The following is a 17,021-nucleotide window of genomic DNA, read 5'->3' as shown; positions in this document are numbered from 1 at the left end:
GTCGCGAGGCTCGGGTCTCCGGGCTCGCGAGAGGCACGTCCGCACCTCGGGACCTCGGGACCGGGGCATCGGGAGGCGCGTCGGCGCACAGGCGCACTCCGTACGCCGGGGAGGGCGACCACTGCCCTTACGCCGGCCGCCGCGGGCGCGCGCCCTCCGTGCCCGCCCGCGTCCCCTCGTCCCTGCGTCTCCGCCTCCCTGCGTCCCCTCACGCCTCGCAGGAGGCCCGCGCCGCCCGGGGGCCCGCGCCGCCCGGCGGTGTCGGGCACGGGCGAGGCCGGGCGTGCGGGGCAGCGGCCGCTCCGGCGGCGGCGCATGGCCGCTCCAGGGCGGCGCACCGGCCGCCAGGGCCGCTGCACCTGCGCCGCCCCCGGCCGCGGGGCGCCCCGGACGCTCCAGCGGCAGCACAAGGGCCCCGCACCGGTCCTCTCGGAGGTGCGGGGCCCAGGACGCCGGGCGGTCGGTCAGACCGCCGCCGGGTCCTCCTCGACGAGGAGGTTGCGGGTGCGGTTGGGGTCGACGGGAATGCCGGGGCCCATCGTGGTGGTGATGGCGGCCTTCTTGATGTAGCGCCCCTTCGCGGCGGACGGCTTCAGCCGGAGGATCTCCTCCAGCGCCGCGCCGTAGTTCTCCACCAGCTTGTCGTCCTCGAAGGACGCCTTGCCGATGATGAAGTGCAGGTTCGAGTGCTTGTCGACCCGGAACTCGATCTTGCCGCCCTTGATCTCGGTGACGGCCTTGGCGACGTCCGGGGTGACGGTGCCGGTCTTCGGGTTCGGCATCAGACCACGGGGGCCGAGGACCCGGCCGAGGCGGCCGACCTTGCCCATGAGGTCCGGCGTGGCGACGACGGCGTCGAAGTCCAGACGGCCCTTCGACACCTCGTCGATCAGTTCGTCGGAGCCGACGATGTCGGCGCCCGCGGCTTCCGCGGCCGCGGCACGGTCACCGGTCGCGAAGACCAGGACCCGGGCGGTCTTGCCGGTGCCGTGCGGGAGGTTCACGGTGCCACGGACCATCTGGTCGGCCTTGCGCGGGTCGACACCCAGCCGGAAGGCGACCTCGACGGTGCCGTCGAACTTGGTCGTGGAGGTCTCCTTGGCGAGGCGGACGGCCTCGAGCGGGGCGTACAGCTTCTCCCGGTCGATCTTGGCGTCCGCAGCGCGGAGAGACTTGCTGCGCTTGCTCACTACTGCTCCTGTGGGTTGGTACGCGCCGTGCGGTCGCCGCCGCTCGGTGCGAGGAGTCGTGGTCCGGGCCGAGCAGGCCCTTCCACCGTCTGACTGCGCGGTGACCGCGAGGTCCCGCGGGGGCGTCTCAGCCCTCGACCGTGACGCCCATGGAACGGGCCGTACCGGCGATGATCTTCGCGGCCTGGTCCAGGTCGTTGGCGTTGAGGTCGGGCATCTTGGTCTGGGCGATCTCGCGGACCTGGGCGTTGGTGATCTTCGCGACCTTGGTCTTGTGCGGCTCGCCGGAGCCCTTCTCCACGCCCGCGGCCTTGAGGATCATCCTGGAGGCCGGCGGGGTCTTGGTGACGAAGGTGAAGGAACGGTCGTCGTAGACCGTGATCTCCACCGGGATCACCCAGCCGCGCTGCGACTCGGTGGCGGCGTTGTAGGCCTTGCAGAACTCCATGATGTTCACGCCGTGCTGGCCCAGCGCGGGGCCCACGGGCGGGGCCGGGTTGGCGGCTCCGGCCTGGATCTGGAGCTTGATCAGCCCAGTGACCTTCTTCTTCTTGGGAGGCATGCTCTCTCCGGGTCTTAGTGAGAGTGTTCGAGCCTCGGTCCGGATCATCCGGATGGAGGCATACCGCACAACGATAGCGGTTGGCCCCGCGCAGCAGAAAACCGGCAGGTCGGACCGGCGGTGGGCCGGTCCGACCTGGTCGTGTCCGGGGCCCGTGGAGCCGTCCGGGGGACGGGCGGACCCGCGGGAGCCCGAGTGCGCGGCAGCGGCCGCCGGTGAGCACGCCGCGCGTGCTCACCGCTCGCCGGGCGCGCCGTGCGGCGTCAGCAGCGCTTGCTGGTGGAGGCGTAGGTCGGGGCCGGGTCACCGGGGAGCCGCAGCGAGCCGGTCGCCGCGGTGCACACGTTGACCGTGTCGGCCGGGTAGGACCAGAACTCCTGCTGGTGCGTCGCCGTGGCGCTGACCTTGCCGACGACGGCGTCCTCGTCGTAGCGGTAGATCCCGATGCTGGTGTCGTACGCGCTGTACTTGTCGCGGAAGCCGTCCCAGATCCACAGGTAGCCGTAGTTCATGTCGCAGGCCGGCGAGTAGAACTGCTTGACGGAGGCGACGTGCGCACCGCCTCTGTCGATGTACGCGGTGGTGCCGATCTGGTAGGCGTCGGCGCACACCTCGATGGCCTGGGCCCGGGCGCTGAGCGGGTTGCCCTCGGCGGAGGGCGCCGTCGACGGGGCTGCGGCCCGCTGCTTGGCCGGCGCGGGCGCGGGTCCGCTGCCGGCCATGGCCGAGGCGGCGGGAAGCAGTACGAGGGCGAACGTGGCCGCGGTGATGACGGTCTTTCGAGCACGCATGAGGAAGTCCCCCCAATGGGTCCGGTTCAGTTCTCTTCTCTGAGCTCTGCAGCCGTTCCCCGAAACACGCATAACGTGGCATGACGGCCAGAAGGCATGACTAACCACTAAAGGCATCGTCCATGTGCGTTTCGGTCATCAGGTGAGACCCGCGGGTGCGCCGGATGGTTGTGGCCGCGCGGGGCTTCTTTTCGGCGTGCGGGAGCGGTCCGGCGCGCCCACCGCCAGGCCCGGGCGCGCGAAGCGACGGCCCGGGCGCGCCGCCCGCCCCGTGGACGGGGCACAGGGCACGGGGCACAGGGCACGGTGTGCACGGCACGGTGTGCACGGCGCGGTGTGCAGCGCCCGGCGTACGGGCGCGGGGAGCGGAGGTCCCCGGTATGCGCAGAGGGGTGGTTCCCTCGGGAACCACCCCTCGTGAGCGAGCGAGTACGGAGGCTGGGCCTCAGTTCTTCTGGATCTGGTCGAAGCTCAGCTCGACGGGCGTCTCGCGGCCGAAGATCTCGACGAGGCCCTTGACCTTCTTCGAGTCGGCGTTGATCTCGTTGATGGTGGCCTGGAGGGTGGCGAAGGGGCCGTCCGTGACGGTGACCGAGTCGCCGACCTCGAAGTCCAGGACCTGGACCTCGACCTTGCGCTGCGGCACGGGCTTGCCCTCGGCCTCCGCGGCCTCGCGCGCGGCCTTCTCCTCCGCCTCCGGGGCGAGCATCTTGACGATCTCGTCCAGGGTCAGCGGGTACGGGTCGTAGGCGTTGCCGACGAAGCCGGTGACACCGGGCGTGTTGCGCACGACGCCCCAGGACTCGTTGGTCAGGTCCATGCGCACCAGGACGTAGCCGGGGAGCTTGTTCTGGCGGATGGTCTTGCGGTCGCCGTTCTTGATCTGGACGACCTCTTCCTGCGGCACCTCGGCCTGGAAGATGTAGTCCTCGACGTTCAGGGAGACGGCGCGCTGCTCCAGGTTGGTCTTCACGCGGTTCTCGTAGCCCGCGTAGGTGTGGATCACGTACCACTCGCCGGGCAGGGTGCGCAGTTCCTCGCGCAGGGCGGCGACGGGGTCGACCGGCTCCGCCTCCTCCTCCACGGCGGCTTCCGCCGCGGCCTCGTCCTCGGCGGACTCGGCGACGGCCTCCGCCTCCCCCTCGGTGTGCACGGCCGCCTCCTCGGCGGCCTCGCCCGCAGCGGCGTCGGCAGCCTCGGCCTGGTCCCCGCCCTCCGTCAGGTCCGGGTCTGCCGCTTCCACGATGTCGAGCTCGTCCTCAGCGGACTCGAAGCTCGCGCTCGCGGACTGCGCGGCGTCGTTCAGGTTCGGGTCGGACACTGTGGCTGCTTCTTCCTGAGATACATAGGGGTGGAACATGCGAAAGGGGCGCCGGTCAGGGCGCCTTTCGCTCTCGGCTCAGCCGAAGACGTACTTGGTGACATGATCGAGCCCATAGTCAATCACGGTCACCAGGCCGATCATGATGGCAACGAACACAATCACCACGGTGGTGTATGTGGTGAGCTGATGGCGAGTCGGCCAGACGACCTTCCGAAGCTCCGCGATCACCTGGCGATAGAAGAGCGCGAGCCGACCCAGCGGGCCCTTCTTGCCGCGCTTGCCGCCCTTACGGGCCTTCTTGGGCTCCTGTACCTCTTCGTCCTGAGCATCAGGCATGTCGATGGAGCCCACGGCGTCCGCCACTCTTCCTCACCTGATTCCCGGGTCGTGGCCGTGCCGCGCCCGGTGGAGCCGCACGGCGGTGCTTCTGCGGTACGTACTGCCCACATACCCCTTGCGGGATCTGTGCTAGCAGGGCCGGAGGGACTCGAACCCGCAACCGCTGGTTTTGGAGACCAGTGCTCTACCAATTGAGCTACGACCCTTTGTGCTGCGTCCCCCAACGTACCGCATCCACCCGGGTGCACCGAGTGCACCGGACGGACGGCGTCGAGAGCCAACGACTGGTGAGTGTACGTGGTCCCGGGGCCGACGTCGAACAGAAAGCAGAGACGGAAAGCAGAGACGGGCGCGGGTGACGGCCGCCGGGGACCCGCTGCGAAGCCGCCCTGCCCGGATGTGCGCATCGTGAAACCCGTGTGCCCAGGACGTTTCAGGTCTGGAACGATGGGGCGTATGAGCGCTGCAACCCCATCCTCCGAGCCCACCGCACGCCGGGTCTCCGCCCGGGTCGGATCGATCTCCGAGTCCGCGACCCTCGCCGTCGACGCCAAGGCCAAGGCCCTCAAGGCCGCCGGGCGCCCGGTGATCGGCTTCGGGGCCGGCGAGCCCGACTTCCCGACCCCGGACTACATCGTCGAGGCAGCCGTCGAGGCCTGCAAGAACCCGAAGTACCACCGCTACACCCCGGCCGGCGGCCTCCCCGAGCTCAAGGCCGCCATCGCCGCGAAGACGCTGCGCGACTCGGGCTACGAGGTGGACCCGTCCCAGGTGCTGGTCACCAACGGCGGCAAGCAGGCGATCTACGAGGCGTTCGCCGCGATCCTCGACCCGGGCGACGAGGTCATCGTCCCGGCGCCGTACTGGACGACCTACCCGGAGTCGATCCGGCTCGCGGGCGGGGTGCCGGTGGAGGTCGTCGCGGACGAGTCCACGGGCTACCGGGTCACGGTGGAGCAGTTGGAGGCGGCGCGCACGGAGCGTACGAAGGTGGTGCTCTTCGTGTCGCCGTCCAACCCGACGGGGGCCGTCTACAGCGAGTCCGAGACCGAGGCGATCGGCCACTGGGCCGTCGAGCACGGCCTGTGGGTGCTCACCGACGAGATCTACGAGCACCTGGTCTACGGCGACGTGACCTCCACCTCGCTGCCCGCGGTCATCCCCGAGCTGCGCGAGCGGTGCATCGTCGTGAACGGCGTCGCGAAGACGTACGCCATGACCGGTTGGCGGGTGGGCTGGATCATCGGCCCCAAGGACGTCGTCAAGGCCGCGACCAACCTGCAGTCGCACGCGACCTCGAACGTGGCGAACGTCTCCCAGGTGGCCGCGCTCGCCGCGATCTCCGGCGACCTGGCGGCCGTCGCGGAGATGCGGGAGGCCTTCGACCGGCGGCGCAGGACGATCGTGCGGATGCTGGGCGAGATCGACGGCGTGGTCTGCCCGGAGCCCGAGGGCGCCTTCTACGTGTACCCCTCGGTGAAGGGCCTCCTGGGCAAGGAGATCCGCGGCAGGCGGCCGGAGGACACGGTCGAGCTGGCCGCGCTCATCCTGGAGGAGGCCGAGGTGGCGGTGGTCCCCGGTGAGGCGTTCGGCACGCCCGGCTACCTCCGCCTCTCCTACGCGCTCGGCGACGAGGACCTGGTGGAGGGCGTGTCCCGGCTCCAGAAGCTGCTTGCGGAGGCCAGGGACTGAGCCGCCCGCGGCGCCGCCCACGGCCGTCGTGCGCCACGCACGCGCGCGCGTACGGGCCGTCTCCCGTCAGCGGGCCGTCTCCCGTCAGTCCGGGAGACGGCCCGTTCCGCTTTCCCGGCCCCTGGGTTTCCGGCCCGGCCGCGGCCCGCGGGCGGACTCCGCCGCGCCCCCGCCGGCCTGCTGCGCGGCCCGCGCCGCCGGGCGGCAGCGGGCGGGAGCGGGCGGCTCATCCGTCCGGGCAAGGACCCGAACAGGCAATCCGGCTACCGCCGCCGGCTCCGGATACGGCAAGATCCTTGAATGGAGCGAGGAGTACGTGACGTAAGCGAGCTTCCCAAGGCCCATCTGCACCTGCACTTCACCGGGTCGATGCGGCCCACGACGCTGCTGGAGCTCGCCGACAAATACGGGGTCCGCCTGCCCGACGCGCTGACCGGGGGCGAGCCCCCGAAGCTGCGTGCGACGGACGAGCGCGGCTGGTTCCGCTTCCAGCGCCTGTACGACGCGGCACGCGCCTGTCTCAGAGCGCCGGAGGACATCCAGCGGCTGGTGCGCGAGGCTGCCGAGGAGGACCTGCGGGACGGCAGCGGATGGTTGGAGATCCAGGTGGACCCCACCTCGTACGCGCCCCGGCTCGGCGGGCTCTCGCCTGCGCTGGAGATCATCCTGGACGCGGTGGACACGGCCTCGCGCGAGACGGGCCTCGGCATGCGCGTGCTGGTGGCCGCCAACCGCATGAGGCACCCGCTGGACGCCCGCACCCTGGCGCGGCTCGCGGTCCGCTACGCCGACCGCGGCATCGTCGGTTTCGGGCTCTCCAACGACGAGCGGCGGGGCATGGCCAGGGACTTCGACCGTGCCTTCGCGATCGCGCGGGAGGGCGGGCTGCTGTCGGTGCCGCACGGCGGCGAGCTGACCGGCCCCGATTCGGTGCGCGACTGCCTGGACGACCTGCGCGCCGCGAGGATCGGCCACGGTGTGCGGGCAGCGGAGGACCCGGACCTGGTGCGGCGGCTCGCGGCGCGCGGAGTGACCTGCGAGGTCTGCCCGGCCTCCAACGTGGCCCTCGGGGTGTACGAGAAGCCGGAGGACGTCCCGCTGCGGCAGCTCTACGAGGCCGGGGTACCGATGGCGCTGGGCGCGGACGACCCGCTGCTGTTCGGGGCCCGGCTGGCCGCCCAGTACGAGATCGCACGGCGGCACCACGGGTTCGGCGACGCGGAGCTGGCCGAGCTGGCCCGCCAGTCCATCCGGGCCTCGGCGGCGCCCGACGACGTGCGCGAGAAACTGCTCGCGGGCGTCGACGCCTGGCTCGCGGACTGACCACGCCGGCCGGCCCTGGACGGCCGGGAGGGTCGGGACGGACGACAGGACGGGACGGACGGCAGGACGGCAGGACGGGACGGACGGCAGGACGGCAGGACGGGACGGACGGCAGGGCAACCGGACCGGCACGACAGCAGGTCCGGCAGTACCAGCAGGACCGGCAGTACCAGCAGGTCCGGCAGTACCAGCAGGTCCGGCAGTACCAGCAGGACCGGTGGGATCCGCGCCTAGGCGATGCCCTCCACAAGGGTGCGGGCGACCGCGGCGGCGAACTCGTCGAGGGACTGCGGCGGGCGCCCCGCCTCGGTCATGTCGAAGGCGTAGGCCCGCTGGGAGCAGGCGCCCAGGAGCAGCGAGGCGGCGGCGAAGGTGTCGGCGCCCGGCCTGACCCGGCCCACCTCCTGCTCCGCCCGCAGATACGCGGCCAGACCCTCGATCGGGCGGTGCGGGCCGCTGCCGAGTTCCCTGAGCGCGTCGTCGTGGCGGCGCTTGAGCTGCACCTCCGCGTACAGCGAGGCGGCGATCGGGAAGCTCTGCTCGTAGAAGAGGGCGGCCCGGCGCGCGATCTCGGTGAGGTTCGCCTCCAGGCTGCCCTCCCCAGGTCCTGCGGTCAGCTCGTCGAGCAGTGTGCCGAGCTGCGGAAGGCGTTCCTTGAGGACGCTGATGAACAGCTCCTCCTTCGCGGCGAAGTGCTTGTACAGCGCGGCCTCCGAGCAACCGGCGGCCCGCGCGATCTCCTTCGTGGTGGTACGGGCGAGACCGACGGTCAGCATGAGTTCGTGGGCGGCGTCAAGAATGCGCTGCCTGGCGGGCCTCGGCTGCATGGGCGCTCCCGAATCACCGCCGGAGCGGCTTGACTGGTGGGTGAGTACTTACTCACCCTAGTGGTGAGTGAACACTTACCCACCCCGAAGGAGGGTGCCATGAAGCTCACGGTGTTCGGCGCGACCGGCGGCATCGGCCGGGAGATCGTCCGGCAGGCCCTGGCCACGGGCCACGAGGTGACGGCCGTGGTGCGGGACCCTGCCCGGCTGACGGTGCGGGGGGACGCTCTGGAGGTGTTCCGTGCCGATCTGCGGGACCCCGAGGCGGTGCGGCCCGCGGTCGCCGGGCGCGAGGCCGTGCTGTCCGGGCTGGGCGCGCGCACCCGGGGCGATGCCGGGATCGCCGCGGAGCTGACGCGTACGGTGCTTGCGGCGATGGCGGCGGAGGGCGTGCGCCGCCTGGTGGTGGTCTCGGGGGCCCCGGTGGGCCCCCGGCCCACCGGGGCCCCCGAGCCGTTCGTCGACCGCGCGATGATCTCCCTGGTGAAGGCGTTCCTCAGGGATGTCTACGCCGATCTGGCCGCCATGGAGCGCGCGCTCGCCGAGAGTGCGACGGACTGGACGTCGGTACGCCCCCCGAAACTCACCGACAAGCCGCTCACCGGCGTCTACCGCACGGTCGTCGGCGGCACCCCGCGCAGGGGCCGCACCATCGGCCGTCCCGATGTCGCCCACGCGATGCTGACGGCCCTGTCCGACCCGGCGACGGTGCGGCGGGGCGTCGGTGTGGCGTACTGACGGCCCCCGCCGCCGGGCGCGTCGGCGACGGCCGCCTGCTGACGTCTGCTTTGCCGACGTCCGCGTTCCGGACGCTCGCCTTGCCGGGGGCCGCTGTGCCGACGGTGGGCCGGAGGCCGACGGGCGGTGGCAGACCGATGGCCGAACGGCGGCCGGTGGTTGGTGGCCGGTGGCCGGTGGCCGGTGACCGGCTCAGAGCTCGCACCCCACGGTGACCGGCTCGTTGACCAGCCGTACCCCGAAGGTCTCCTGGACCCCGGCCACGACCTCCCTGGCCAGCGCCAGCAGTTCGGCCGTCCTGGCACCACCGCGGTTGGTCAGCGCCAGGGTGTGCTTGGTGGAGATGGAGACCCGGCCCGAGCCGGGCCCGTACCCCTTGCCGAAGCCGGCCTTGTCGATCAGCCAGGCGGCGGAGGTCTTCGTGCGCCCCTCTCCCTCCGGGTAGGCGGGCGGTGCCGCATCGGGGCCGAGCCGCTCCACCACGCGCGCGTGGAACGCGGCGAACTCCTCGTCGGTGAGGACGGGATTGGTGAAGAACGACCCGGCCGACCAGGTGTCGTGGTCGTCGGGGTCGAGCACCATGCCCTTGCCCGCGCGCAGCTTCAGCACCGTCTCGCGGACCTGGGCCAGCGGCGCCCGCTCCCCCACCCGCACGCCCAGTGCCCGGGCCGTCTCGGCGTAGCGCACCGGCGCGGAGAGACCGTCGGCGTCCTCCAGCCGGAAGCGCACCCGCAGCACCACGAAGCGCTCGGGTTCGGCCTTGAAGCGGCTGTGCCGGTAGGAGAAAGCGCACGCGGCGTTCGGGATCGTCACCGTCTCGCCCACCTTGCGGTCGTAGGCGATCACTTCGGTGACGGTCGAGGAGACCTCCTGGCCGTACGCGCCGACGTTCTGGATCGGTGTGGCGCCCGCGGAGCCGGGGACGCCCGCCAGGCACTCGATTCCGGCGAGCCCCTTCTCCACGCTCTGCGCGACCGCATCCGTCCAGATCTCGCCGGCCGCGACCTCCAGCGCGGTGCCGTCCAGCTCGAAGCCGGTGGTGGCGATGTGCAGGGCGGTACCGGCGAAGCCGTCGTCCGCGATCACGAGGTTGCTGCCGCCGCCGATGAGCAGCAGCGGGCCGCCCTCGGCGTCGGCCGCGCGGACCGCGGCGATCAGCTCGGCCTCCGTGGTCGCGGTGATCAGCCGGGTGGCCGGACCACCGAGCCGGAAGGTGGTGAGGGGGGCGAGCGGGGCGTCGTGGAGTTCGTGCACGTTCAAAAGCGTACGGGGCGGCGTGCGCGGCGCACGGCCCGGACGGCAGCCGGGTGGGCGCGCGGGCCCGATCCGGTAGCCGGCCCGGACGGCAGGCGTGCGATGAGCAGGCCGGCCCGACCTGGCCGACCTGCCCCGGCCCGGCCCGGCCCAGTAGGACGTGCCACGCGTGCGTGGCGCCCGCGGCGCCGGTGGGACGCGGGTCCGGACGGGTCGCCACCCGATGGGACGCGGGTGCGGACAGGACGCCGCACGATGGGACGCAGACCCCGGGGCAGGCTGCCGCCTGACAGGACGCAGGCCCGGGCACCGCCGCCCGATACGAGGCAGGCCCCGAGCAGACGCCGCCCAATGGGACGCAGGTGCGGACAGGACGCCGCCCGATGGGGCGCAGACCACGGGGCAGGCTGCCGCCCGACAGGACGCAGGCCCCGGGGCGGGACGCCGCCCGTGGCGCCGGGGTGTGCGCCCGGGTGCTGGAGCGTGCGCCCCGGGGCACCGGAGTGTGCGGGGGATGGTGGAGCGGCGAGGACGTCGCCCTTGGGAGTGCCGCAAGGGGCGCCCTCACATGAGGGCGCCCCTTGCCTTCGCGTCCTGTGTGGCCTGACGGCCAAGGGTTCCGACGCGTGGCCCCGCCGGCTCAGCCCAGCCGTACGACCGCGCGCGCCATGCCGAGGACCTTCTTGCCGTCGCAGGTGACGGTGAGGTCGACGCGGACCTTCTCGTCGTCGAGCTTGGCGGCGACCTTGCCCGCGACCTCGATCAGGGCCCCTTCGTCGTCGTCGGGGACCACGACCTGCCGGGTGAAGCGGACGCCGTACTCGACGACCGCGCCCGGGTCTCCGGCCCAGTCGGTGACCACGCGCGCCGCTTCGGCCATGGTGAACATGCCGTGCGCGATGACGTTCTCCAGACCGACGCCCTTGGCGAACCGCTCGCTCCAGTGGATCGGGTTGAAGTCCCCGGAGGCTCCCGCGTACCGCACGAGCGTCTCCCTGGTCACCGGGAAGGTGCGGGCGGGCAGCTCGGTGCCCACCTCGGTCGTGTCGTAGGCGGGCCGCCGGTGGGTGGGGCGCGGCGCCGTCGGTGCCGTCTGCTCGGTCATCGGGTCATGCCTCCTCGGGCCCGCGCGCCACGAGCTTGGTCCAGGCGGTCACCACGTGCTCACCGGCCTCGTCGTGGACCTCGCCGCGGATGTCCAGGATGTCGTTGCCCGCCATCGACTTGATCGACTCGATGGTGGTGGTGACGGTGAGCCGGTCGCCCGCGCGCACCGGGCGGGTGTACGAGAACTTCTGGTCGCCGTGCACCACCCGGCTGTAGTCGAGTCCGAGCTGGGGGTCCTCGACGACCTGCCCCGCGGCCCTGTAGGTGATCGCGAAGACGAAGGTGGGCGGCGCGATCACATCGGGGTGGCCGAGCGCCTTGGCGGCCTCCGTGTCGGCGTAGACGGGGTTGTCGTCCCCGACCGCCCGTGCGAACTCGCGGATCTTCTCCCGGCCGACCTCATAGGGGTCGGTGGGCGGGTAGGACCGCCCCACGAAGGACTGGTCGAGCGCCATGGCCCGGCACCTCCTGCTCTGATGTGTTCGTACTGGCCGGCCCTGCGCCCGGCCCGGCCCGTGCGGCCGCCACCTGCCGGTCGCCGCTTCTCCGGCGCGCTCGCCCCGGCATGCCCGGTCAAGGCCCGGCCTGCCCGGTCCCAACCGCACGGTCCGGCCTGTCCGGTCACGGTCCGGCCTGTCCGGTCACGGTCCGGCCTGCCCGGTCCGACCCGAGGGGCCCGCCGGTGCCGTCCGCCCCCGTCAAACGACGCGAGGCCGTCCCCGTGAGTCTGGGGGACGGCCTCGAAAACGAGTCCTGGCTAGCGAGTCTCGCGGTGCGCCGTGTGGGAGTTGCAGCGCGGGCAGTACTTCTTCATCTCCAGACGATCCGGGTCGTTACGCCGGTTCTTCTTGGTGATGTAGTTCCGCTCCTTGCACTCCACGCAGGCCAGCGTGATCTTCGGGCGGACGTCGGTGGCAGCCACGTGAGTGCTCCTTGACGAACGGTGGACATAGATATTGCACTGAACAAACGCAGAAAGAGTAGCCGACCGAAGGACCGACCCCGCAATCGGCTACTTAGAGTAGCGGTGACCGGACTTGAACCGGTGACACAGCGATTATGAGCCGCTTGCTCTACCGACTGAGCTACACCGCTGCGATGCGCGAGGTGACCCCGGTCGAGGACGAGAGTCCCGACCTCGCCGAGGTGCCTTGCACATCAGAGCCCCAAAACGGAATCGAACCGTTGACCTTCTCCTTACCATGGAGACGCTCTGCCGACTGAGCTATTGGGGCGAGCGAGGAAGACATTACACGGTCGCCCGCCGTTCGCCCAAATCCGTTTCGCAGCCCTGGCGCTGGGACCTGCCACGTCATGGCCAGGGCTTCACCGGCCGGAGTCCGGCGCAGGCCCTCTCCTCCCGTACAGCGCACCACACCGGTACGACTATTCCGCTCCTCCCGGACGGGCCGGGGCGGTCACCCTAGGCTCGGCGTACTCCCCCGGACGCCAGGAGCCCGATGCCCGACAGCCAGCCGCAGTGGCCCCCGTCCGCCGGCCGTGCCGGCTTCTTCGACGGATGGGGCGGGGCCGCGGGCGAGGGCGGCGGCATGCTGCTCAGCGGCGCCCGGCTGGCGGACGGCCGCACGGTGGACGTACGCCTGGCCGGGGCCCGCATCGAGGCGGTCGGCACCGTGGGCAGCCTCGGCGCGCCGCCCGGCACCGCGCTGGTCGACCTCGACGGCTACCTGCTGCTGCCCGCACCCGCGGAGCCGCACGCGCACAGCGACACGGCCCTGTCCGCCGAGGCGGACGCGCCCGCCGGCTACGAGGCGGACGACGTCCAGCGGCGCGCCACGGAGGCCGCACTGCTCCAGTTGGGCCACGGGGCCACGGCCCTGCGTTCGCACGTGCGCATCGGCGAGGTGCACGGCCTGGACGCCCTGGAGGCGGTCCTGGAGGCCGGGCGGGCGCTGCGCGGCCTCGCCGACCTGTCGGTGGTGGCGGTGCCGCGCGTGCTGACCGGAGCCGCCGGAGCCGAGGGCCTGGCCCTGCTCAGGGACGCGGTCAAGATGGGGGCCTCGGTGGTGGGCGGCTGCCCGGACGCCGATCCCGACCCCGCCGGCTACGTGGAGGCCGTTCTGGACATCGCGGCCGAGCACGGCTGCCCGGTGGACCTGCACACGGACGGTGACGATCCGGCCCGGCTGGCCCGGCTGGCCGCGGCGGTCGGCGGGCTGCGGCCCGGCGTGGCGATCGGGCCGTGCGGCGGCCTCGGACGGCTGCCCGCGAAGGTCGCCGCACGGGCGGCGGAACGGCTCGCCGCCGCGGGGGTGACGGTGGTCTGCCTGCCGCAGGGCGGCTGCGGGACCTCCGGTCCCGGCGGGCTCGGCGCGCTCGGTATGCCCGCGCCGGACGGCGTGCCGGAGCGGACCGGGGTCACGGAGCGTGCGGACACGGCGCCGGTCCGGCTGCTGCGCGCCGCCGGTGTTCGGATCGCCGCGGGCAGCGGCGCGCTGCGCGACACGGCGAACCCGGTCGGCCGCGGAGACCCGCTGGAGGCCGCCTACCTGCTGGCCTCCCAGGACGGGCTCGGCCCGGCCGACGCCTACGACGCGGTGAGCGGGGCGGCACGCGCCGCCCTCGGCCTGCCCGAGGTACGGGTGGAGGCGGGCTTCCCCGCGGAGCTGCTGGCGGTGCGGGGCCGCCGGCTGGCGGACGTCCTCTCGCTCGCGTACAGCCGCGTCGTGATCCACCGCGGGCGCCTCGTGGCCCGTATCAGCTCGGTGCGGGAGTACTGCGACTCGGCCGTCGCGGTGGCACTGGACCTGCCCCGGCAGGGCGGCCGGCCGCGCGGGATCGGGTGGGACGGGACGTAGCCGGGGGCCGGGACGCGACCTTCGCCGCGGTGGCGTCCTGGGGCCGCCGAAGTGTCCGGTTGCCCGAGGTGCGCGGACGCAGGGGACCCCAGTGCCCGGGAGTGCCGCGGCGCCCGGGAGCGCCCCAGTGCCCGGTTGCCCGAGATGCGGCGGAGCCGGGCACCGGAGTGCCGGAGGGCCGGGGTGGGCCGCGTCGGGTGCGCGTACCCGCCCCGTGCGGCGTACGGTCGAAGGCATGCGTACTGTCATCGCCGGAGGACATGGTCAGATCGCGTTGCGGCTTGCGAAGCTGCTCGCCGCGCGGGGCGACGAGGCCGTGGGACTGATCCGCAACCCGGCACACGCGGACGACGTCCGGGCGGCCGGAGCCGAGCCGTCGGTGTGCGACCTGGAGTCGGCGTCGGCCGACGAGGTGGCGGGCCTGCTGGAGGGCGCGGATGCCGCGGTCTTCGCGGCGGGTGCGGGGCCGGGCAGCGGGGCCGCCCGCAAGGAGAGCGTGGACCGCGACGCCGCCGTGCTGCTCGCGGACGCCGCCGAACGCGCCGGTGTCCGGCGCTTCGTCCTCGTCTCCTCGCAGGGCGCCGACCCGGGCCACGAGGGTGACGAGGTCTTCGACGCCTATCTGCGGGCCAAAGGCCAGGCGGAGGAGGACATCCGCGGGCGGTCCGGCCTGGACTGGACGATCCTGCGGCCCGGCGCGCTGACGAACGACCCCGGCACCGGCCAGGTGCGCCTGGAGGCACGCACCGGTCGCGGACGCGTGACCCGGGACGACGTGGCCGCGGTCCTGGCCGAGTTGGTGGACTCGTCCGCGACCGCGGGCCTGACCCTGGAACTGATCAGCGGCTCGTCGCCGGTGTCGGTCGCCGTGAAGGCGGTGGCCGGGAACTGATGCGGCCGCGGTAAGGACGGCCCGGCGTCCGGCGGAGGGTCGGGCCCGGTGTTGGGCGCAGGGGCGGCCCGGCGTTCGGCAGAGGGTCGGTCCGGCACTGGGTATTGGGTCGCGGGTAGAGGGTCGGCCGGTGTTCCGCGGAAGGCGGCTGCGGCGTTAGGTGGGCGGCCCCCCGCTGCGGGCGGCCACGCGACCCGTGGACGGTCACACGACCCGCGGACGGTCCCACGACCGGTCGACGGTCACACGACCGGTCAACGGTCACACGCACCCTGTGCGCCGGCGCGCGTAGGCGCCTGCCACGCGACGGGCCCGCTCCCCGCCGTGACCGTGTCCGCATGACTGTCCTCGGCCTGACTGCCATGTCGTCATGACTACCCTGTCCGCGTGACGACCGACCTGCCCTCGGGCCCGGACCCCGCTTCTTTGCCCAGGGCGGAGTTCGCCTTCCCCGGCCCTCTGCGCGACCAGCTCGTCGCGGCGGTCCTGGACGGGTCCAAGACCTCCACGACGGGGCTCCTCGTCGACTACGAGCACGAGCAGGAGCCCCTTCCGGAGGTCGGCCGGCGCGCCGTCGTCATCGACTCCGAGGACCGCCCCGTCGCCGTCATCGAGGTGACCGACGTCCGTGTCGTGCCCCTGGCGCAGGTGGATCTCGCGCATGCCCTGGACGAGGGCGAGGGGTACACCGGCGTCGCCGAGTGGCGGGCGGGACACGAGCGGTTCTGGCACGGCGAGGAGGTCCGGGCGGCGCTGGAGGACCCCGGGTTCACCGTGGACGACGGCACCCCGCTGGTCCTGGAGCGGTTCCGCCTCCTCACCGACCTGCGCCACCGCGGCTGACCCCGGCCGTCTCCCAAGCCGAGGTCGCGACTGTCCGCGCCCGCGCCGCGGGGCCCGGCCGCCGCCGAGCGGACCATCGGCCGCCACGGCGTCCGCCGCCACGGACCAAGGCGCCTCGCAGAAGGTCGCCGACAGCACGCACATCGACCGCGCCGACCGCGAGGCCCGCGACGCGCTCGCCGAGTTCCGGCGCGTCGGCGCGGAGCGCGTCTTCCTCGGCGGGGCGTCGTGCGGCGGCGGCACCGCCGCCGAGCAGGCCGGGGACGAGGACGCGTACGCGTACGCGGCCGCCGGCAGGAAGCTCTTCGGCTGGCCCTGCGCGCCGGGAACGAAGCCCCTTCCCAACGAGCGCGGCTACGACTACCTGGGCCGGAACCTGGCCGGTCAGGGCTTCGTCGTGGTGTCCATCCGCGCCAACGGCATCAACGCCTCATCCGTATGGGGAGACGGAAACGCCTCCTCCCTGGCCGGACTGATCAACGAACACCTCTCCCTGTGGCAACGGCTCGACTCCACCGGCAAGGGCGCCCTCGCAGGAAAGTTCGTCGACCCGGCCACCGGCAGTCCACGCGGCGTCGCCTTCGCGCACCACGCCGACATGAGCGACGTCGGCATCATGGGCCACTCGCGCGGCGGTGCGGGCGCCACCTGGCAGGCCGCGGAAAGCCATCGAGGTCAGTGGCCCGCCGGCGTCGGCGTCAAGGCGGTCGTCGCCCTCGCCCCCGCCTACAACCTGGTCACCGAGGACATGGCCGCCCACCGGATCACCAGGACCCCCTTGGCAGTGGTACGGGGCACCTGCGACGGGCAGGTCACCAAAGAGGTCGTCCCCTTCGCCGCAGGCGCGGCCGACAGGACCGAGAGCGGCTTCTACCAGTTCGAGGTGCACGGGGCGGACCACGGCTACTTCAACACACGGTGGTCACCGCAGAGCGGCCAGGTGGGCTCCAGAGACGACGCCTTCCCCGTCGACGGGCACCCCGGCTACTGCACCGACCGCGACGACGCGCCCGCCGCCGGGCAACTGACGGAACAGCAGCAGCGCCACGTCGGCACGACCTGCATCGATGCCTTCTTCCGCCGCTACCTGCTGGGCGACACGACGGTCGACCCCATCCTGACCGGCCGTCTGCACCCCGACTCCGACATCACCACCGTGGATGTGGAAGCCACCCTTCGCTGACAGCCTCGCGGGGACCTGCTCCGGGCTCGCGCGTGAGCCCGCTTCCTGGCGTGAGCGTGAGCCCGGATCCTTGCGGGAAGGGGAGCGCGCGGAAGGCAGGCCACCCGCCCAGCCCCGCGGCGCGCTGTCCGGGAACG

17 protein-coding genes and 3 tRNA genes are annotated in these 17,021 nt (G+C 72.8%); 7 read left to right on the top strand and 13 right to left on the bottom strand.

Annotation, left to right across the window (positions count from 1 at the left end):
- Positions 1 to 464 precede the first annotated feature (464 nt).
- The 6 genes from rplA to IE313_RS14040 all read right to left on the bottom strand — a co-directional run bounded on the left by rplA (position 465) and on the right by IE313_RS14040 (position 4,412).
- Entirely contained in the window at positions 465 to 1,190 is a 726-nt protein-coding gene (gene rplA, locus IE313_RS14065; protein WP_189931860.1) for a 50S ribosomal protein L1, read from the bottom strand.
- 127 nt (positions 1,191 to 1,317) lie between these two features.
- Positions 1,318 to 1,752, bottom strand: coding sequence for a 50S ribosomal protein L11 (rplK, locus tag IE313_RS14060; protein ID WP_189931858.1), 435 nt, complete (start codon positions 1,750 to 1,752; stop codon positions 1,318 to 1,320).
- 263 nt (positions 1,753 to 2,015) lie between these two features.
- Positions 2,016 to 2,543, bottom strand: a complete 528-nt coding sequence (locus tag IE313_RS14055; protein ID WP_189931856.1) for a hypothetical protein — start codon at positions 2,541 to 2,543, stop codon at positions 2,016 to 2,018.
- A gap of 445 nt (positions 2,544 to 2,988) precedes the next feature.
- Positions 2,989 to 3,864 (bottom strand): transcription termination/antitermination protein NusG, encoded by an 876-nt coding sequence (nusG, locus tag IE313_RS14050; protein WP_189931854.1) that lies wholly within the window; start codon positions 3,862 to 3,864, stop codon positions 2,989 to 2,991.
- Between the two features lie 78 nt (positions 3,865 to 3,942).
- A complete protein-coding gene (secE, locus tag IE313_RS14045) occupies positions 3,943 to 4,230 on the bottom strand; it encodes a preprotein translocase subunit SecE (protein WP_189931852.1) in 288 nt (95 codons plus the stop codon).
- Positions 4,231 to 4,339: 109 nt separating this feature from the next.
- Positions 4,340 to 4,412, bottom strand: a tRNA-Trp gene (locus IE313_RS14040).
- A gap of 250 nt (positions 4,413 to 4,662) precedes the next feature.
- On the opposite strand from IE313_RS14040, the gene IE313_RS14035 reads away from it, so the two are divergent.
- Together IE313_RS14035 and IE313_RS14030 are read left to right on the top strand one after the other, a co-directional pair.
- Complete coding sequence (locus IE313_RS14035; protein WP_189931850.1) at positions 4,663 to 5,898, top strand: pyridoxal phosphate-dependent aminotransferase; 1,236 nt, start codon at positions 4,663 to 4,665, stop codon at positions 5,896 to 5,898.
- 300 nt (positions 5,899 to 6,198) lie between these two features.
- Positions 6,199 to 7,221, top strand: coding sequence for an adenosine deaminase (locus IE313_RS14030; protein ID WP_189931848.1), 1,023 nt, complete (start codon positions 6,199 to 6,201; stop codon positions 7,219 to 7,221).
- Between the two features lie 230 nt (positions 7,222 to 7,451).
- Here IE313_RS14030 and IE313_RS14025 read toward each other — a convergent pair whose 3' ends face one another.
- Positions 7,452 to 8,048 (bottom strand): TetR/AcrR family transcriptional regulator, encoded by a 597-nt coding sequence (locus IE313_RS14025; protein ID WP_189931846.1) that lies wholly within the window; start codon positions 8,046 to 8,048, stop codon positions 7,452 to 7,454.
- A 99-nt stretch (positions 8,049 to 8,147) separates the two neighbouring features.
- On the opposite strand from IE313_RS14025, the gene IE313_RS14020 reads away from it, so the two are divergent.
- Entirely contained in the window at positions 8,148 to 8,786 is a 639-nt protein-coding gene (locus IE313_RS14020) for an NAD(P)-dependent oxidoreductase (protein WP_189931843.1), read from the top strand.
- Positions 8,787 to 8,978: 192 nt separating this feature from the next.
- Here the strand turns inward: IE313_RS14020 and IE313_RS14015 are convergent, their stop codons facing one another.
- The 6 genes from IE313_RS14015 to IE313_RS13990 all read right to left on the bottom strand — a co-directional run bounded on the left by IE313_RS14015 (position 8,979) and on the right by IE313_RS13990 (position 12,382).
- Entirely contained in the window at positions 8,979 to 10,040 is a 1,062-nt protein-coding gene (locus IE313_RS14015; RefSeq protein WP_189931842.1) for a UDP-N-acetylmuramate dehydrogenase, read from the bottom strand.
- A 640-nt stretch (positions 10,041 to 10,680) separates the two neighbouring features.
- Positions 10,681 to 11,145 (bottom strand): MaoC family dehydratase, encoded by a 465-nt coding sequence (locus IE313_RS14010; protein WP_189931840.1) that lies wholly within the window; start codon positions 11,143 to 11,145, stop codon positions 10,681 to 10,683.
- A 4-nt stretch (positions 11,146 to 11,149) separates the two neighbouring features.
- Entirely contained in the window at positions 11,150 to 11,602 is a 453-nt protein-coding gene (locus tag IE313_RS14005; RefSeq protein WP_189931838.1) for a MaoC family dehydratase N-terminal domain-containing protein, read from the bottom strand.
- Positions 11,603 to 11,904: 302 nt separating this feature from the next.
- Positions 11,905 to 12,069, bottom strand: coding sequence for a 50S ribosomal protein L33 (rpmG, locus tag IE313_RS14000; protein WP_189931835.1), 165 nt, complete (start codon positions 12,067 to 12,069; stop codon positions 11,905 to 11,907).
- Between the two features lie 100 nt (positions 12,070 to 12,169).
- Positions 12,170 to 12,242, bottom strand: a tRNA-Met gene (locus IE313_RS13995).
- Positions 12,243 to 12,309: 67 nt separating this feature from the next.
- Positions 12,310 to 12,382: transfer RNA gene (locus IE313_RS13990), tRNA-Thr, on the bottom strand.
- A 225-nt stretch (positions 12,383 to 12,607) separates the two neighbouring features.
- On the opposite strand from IE313_RS13990, the gene IE313_RS13985 reads away from it, so the two are divergent.
- The 4 genes from IE313_RS13985 (at position 12,608) to IE313_RS13970 (ending at position 16,884) form a co-directional block, all read left to right on the top strand.
- Positions 12,608 to 13,966: an amidohydrolase family protein gene (locus tag IE313_RS13985; RefSeq protein WP_189931833.1), complete on the top strand. Its 1,359-nt coding sequence runs from the start codon at positions 12,608 to 12,610 to the stop codon at positions 13,964 to 13,966.
- 235 nt (positions 13,967 to 14,201) lie between these two features.
- Positions 14,202 to 14,858, top strand: a complete 657-nt coding sequence (locus IE313_RS13980; protein WP_189931832.1) for an NAD(P)H-binding protein — start codon at positions 14,202 to 14,204, stop codon at positions 14,856 to 14,858.
- Between the two features lie 387 nt (positions 14,859 to 15,245).
- Complete coding sequence (locus IE313_RS13975; RefSeq protein WP_189931830.1) at positions 15,246 to 15,701, top strand: ASCH domain-containing protein; 456 nt, start codon at positions 15,246 to 15,248, stop codon at positions 15,699 to 15,701.
- Positions 15,702 to 16,098: 397 nt separating this feature from the next.
- Positions 16,099 to 16,884 (top strand): alpha/beta hydrolase, encoded by a 786-nt coding sequence (locus tag IE313_RS13970; RefSeq protein ID WP_189931828.1) that lies wholly within the window; start codon positions 16,099 to 16,101, stop codon positions 16,882 to 16,884.
- Positions 16,885 to 17,021: the final 137 nt, after the last annotated feature.

The organism is Streptomyces sulfonofaciens, assembly GCF_014656295.1.
Lineage (GTDB): Bacteria > Actinomycetota > Actinomycetes > Streptomycetales > Streptomycetaceae > Streptomyces > Streptomyces sulfonofaciens.
Note: the sequence above shows the minus strand (reverse complement) of the source record. Positions and strands in the feature narration are given on the sequence as shown.

Coding starts and splice junctions, on each gene's coding strand:
- IE313_RS13980 (WP_189931832.1), top strand. CDS start 14,202: ATGCGTACTGTCATCGCCGGAGGACATGGTCAGATCGCGTTGCGGCTT.
- IE313_RS14055 (WP_189931856.1), bottom strand. CDS start 2,543: ATGCGTGCTCGAAAGACCGTCATCACCGCGGCCACGTTCGCCCTCGTA.
- IE313_RS14035 (WP_189931850.1), top strand. CDS start 4,663: ATGAGCGCTGCAACCCCATCCTCCGAGCCCACCGCACGCCGGGTCTCC.
- IE313_RS14010 (WP_189931840.1), bottom strand. CDS start 11,145: ATGACCGAGCAGACGGCACCGACGGCGCCGCGCCCCACCCACCGGCGG.
- IE313_RS14025 (WP_189931846.1), bottom strand. CDS start 8,048: ATGCAGCCGAGGCCCGCCAGGCAGCGCATTCTTGACGCCGCCCACGAA.
- IE313_RS14020 (WP_189931843.1), top strand. CDS start 8,148: ATGAAGCTCACGGTGTTCGGCGCGACCGGCGGCATCGGCCGGGAGATC.
- IE313_RS14030 (WP_189931848.1), top strand. CDS start 6,199: ATGGAGCGAGGAGTACGTGACGTAAGCGAGCTTCCCAAGGCCCATCTG.
- rplK (WP_189931858.1), bottom strand. CDS start 1,752: ATGCCTCCCAAGAAGAAGAAGGTCACTGGGCTGATCAAGCTCCAGATC.
- IE313_RS13985 (WP_189931833.1), top strand. CDS start 12,608: ATGCCCGACAGCCAGCCGCAGTGGCCCCCGTCCGCCGGCCGTGCCGGC.
- IE313_RS14005 (WP_189931838.1), bottom strand. CDS start 11,602: ATGGCGCTCGACCAGTCCTTCGTGGGGCGGTCCTACCCGCCCACCGAC.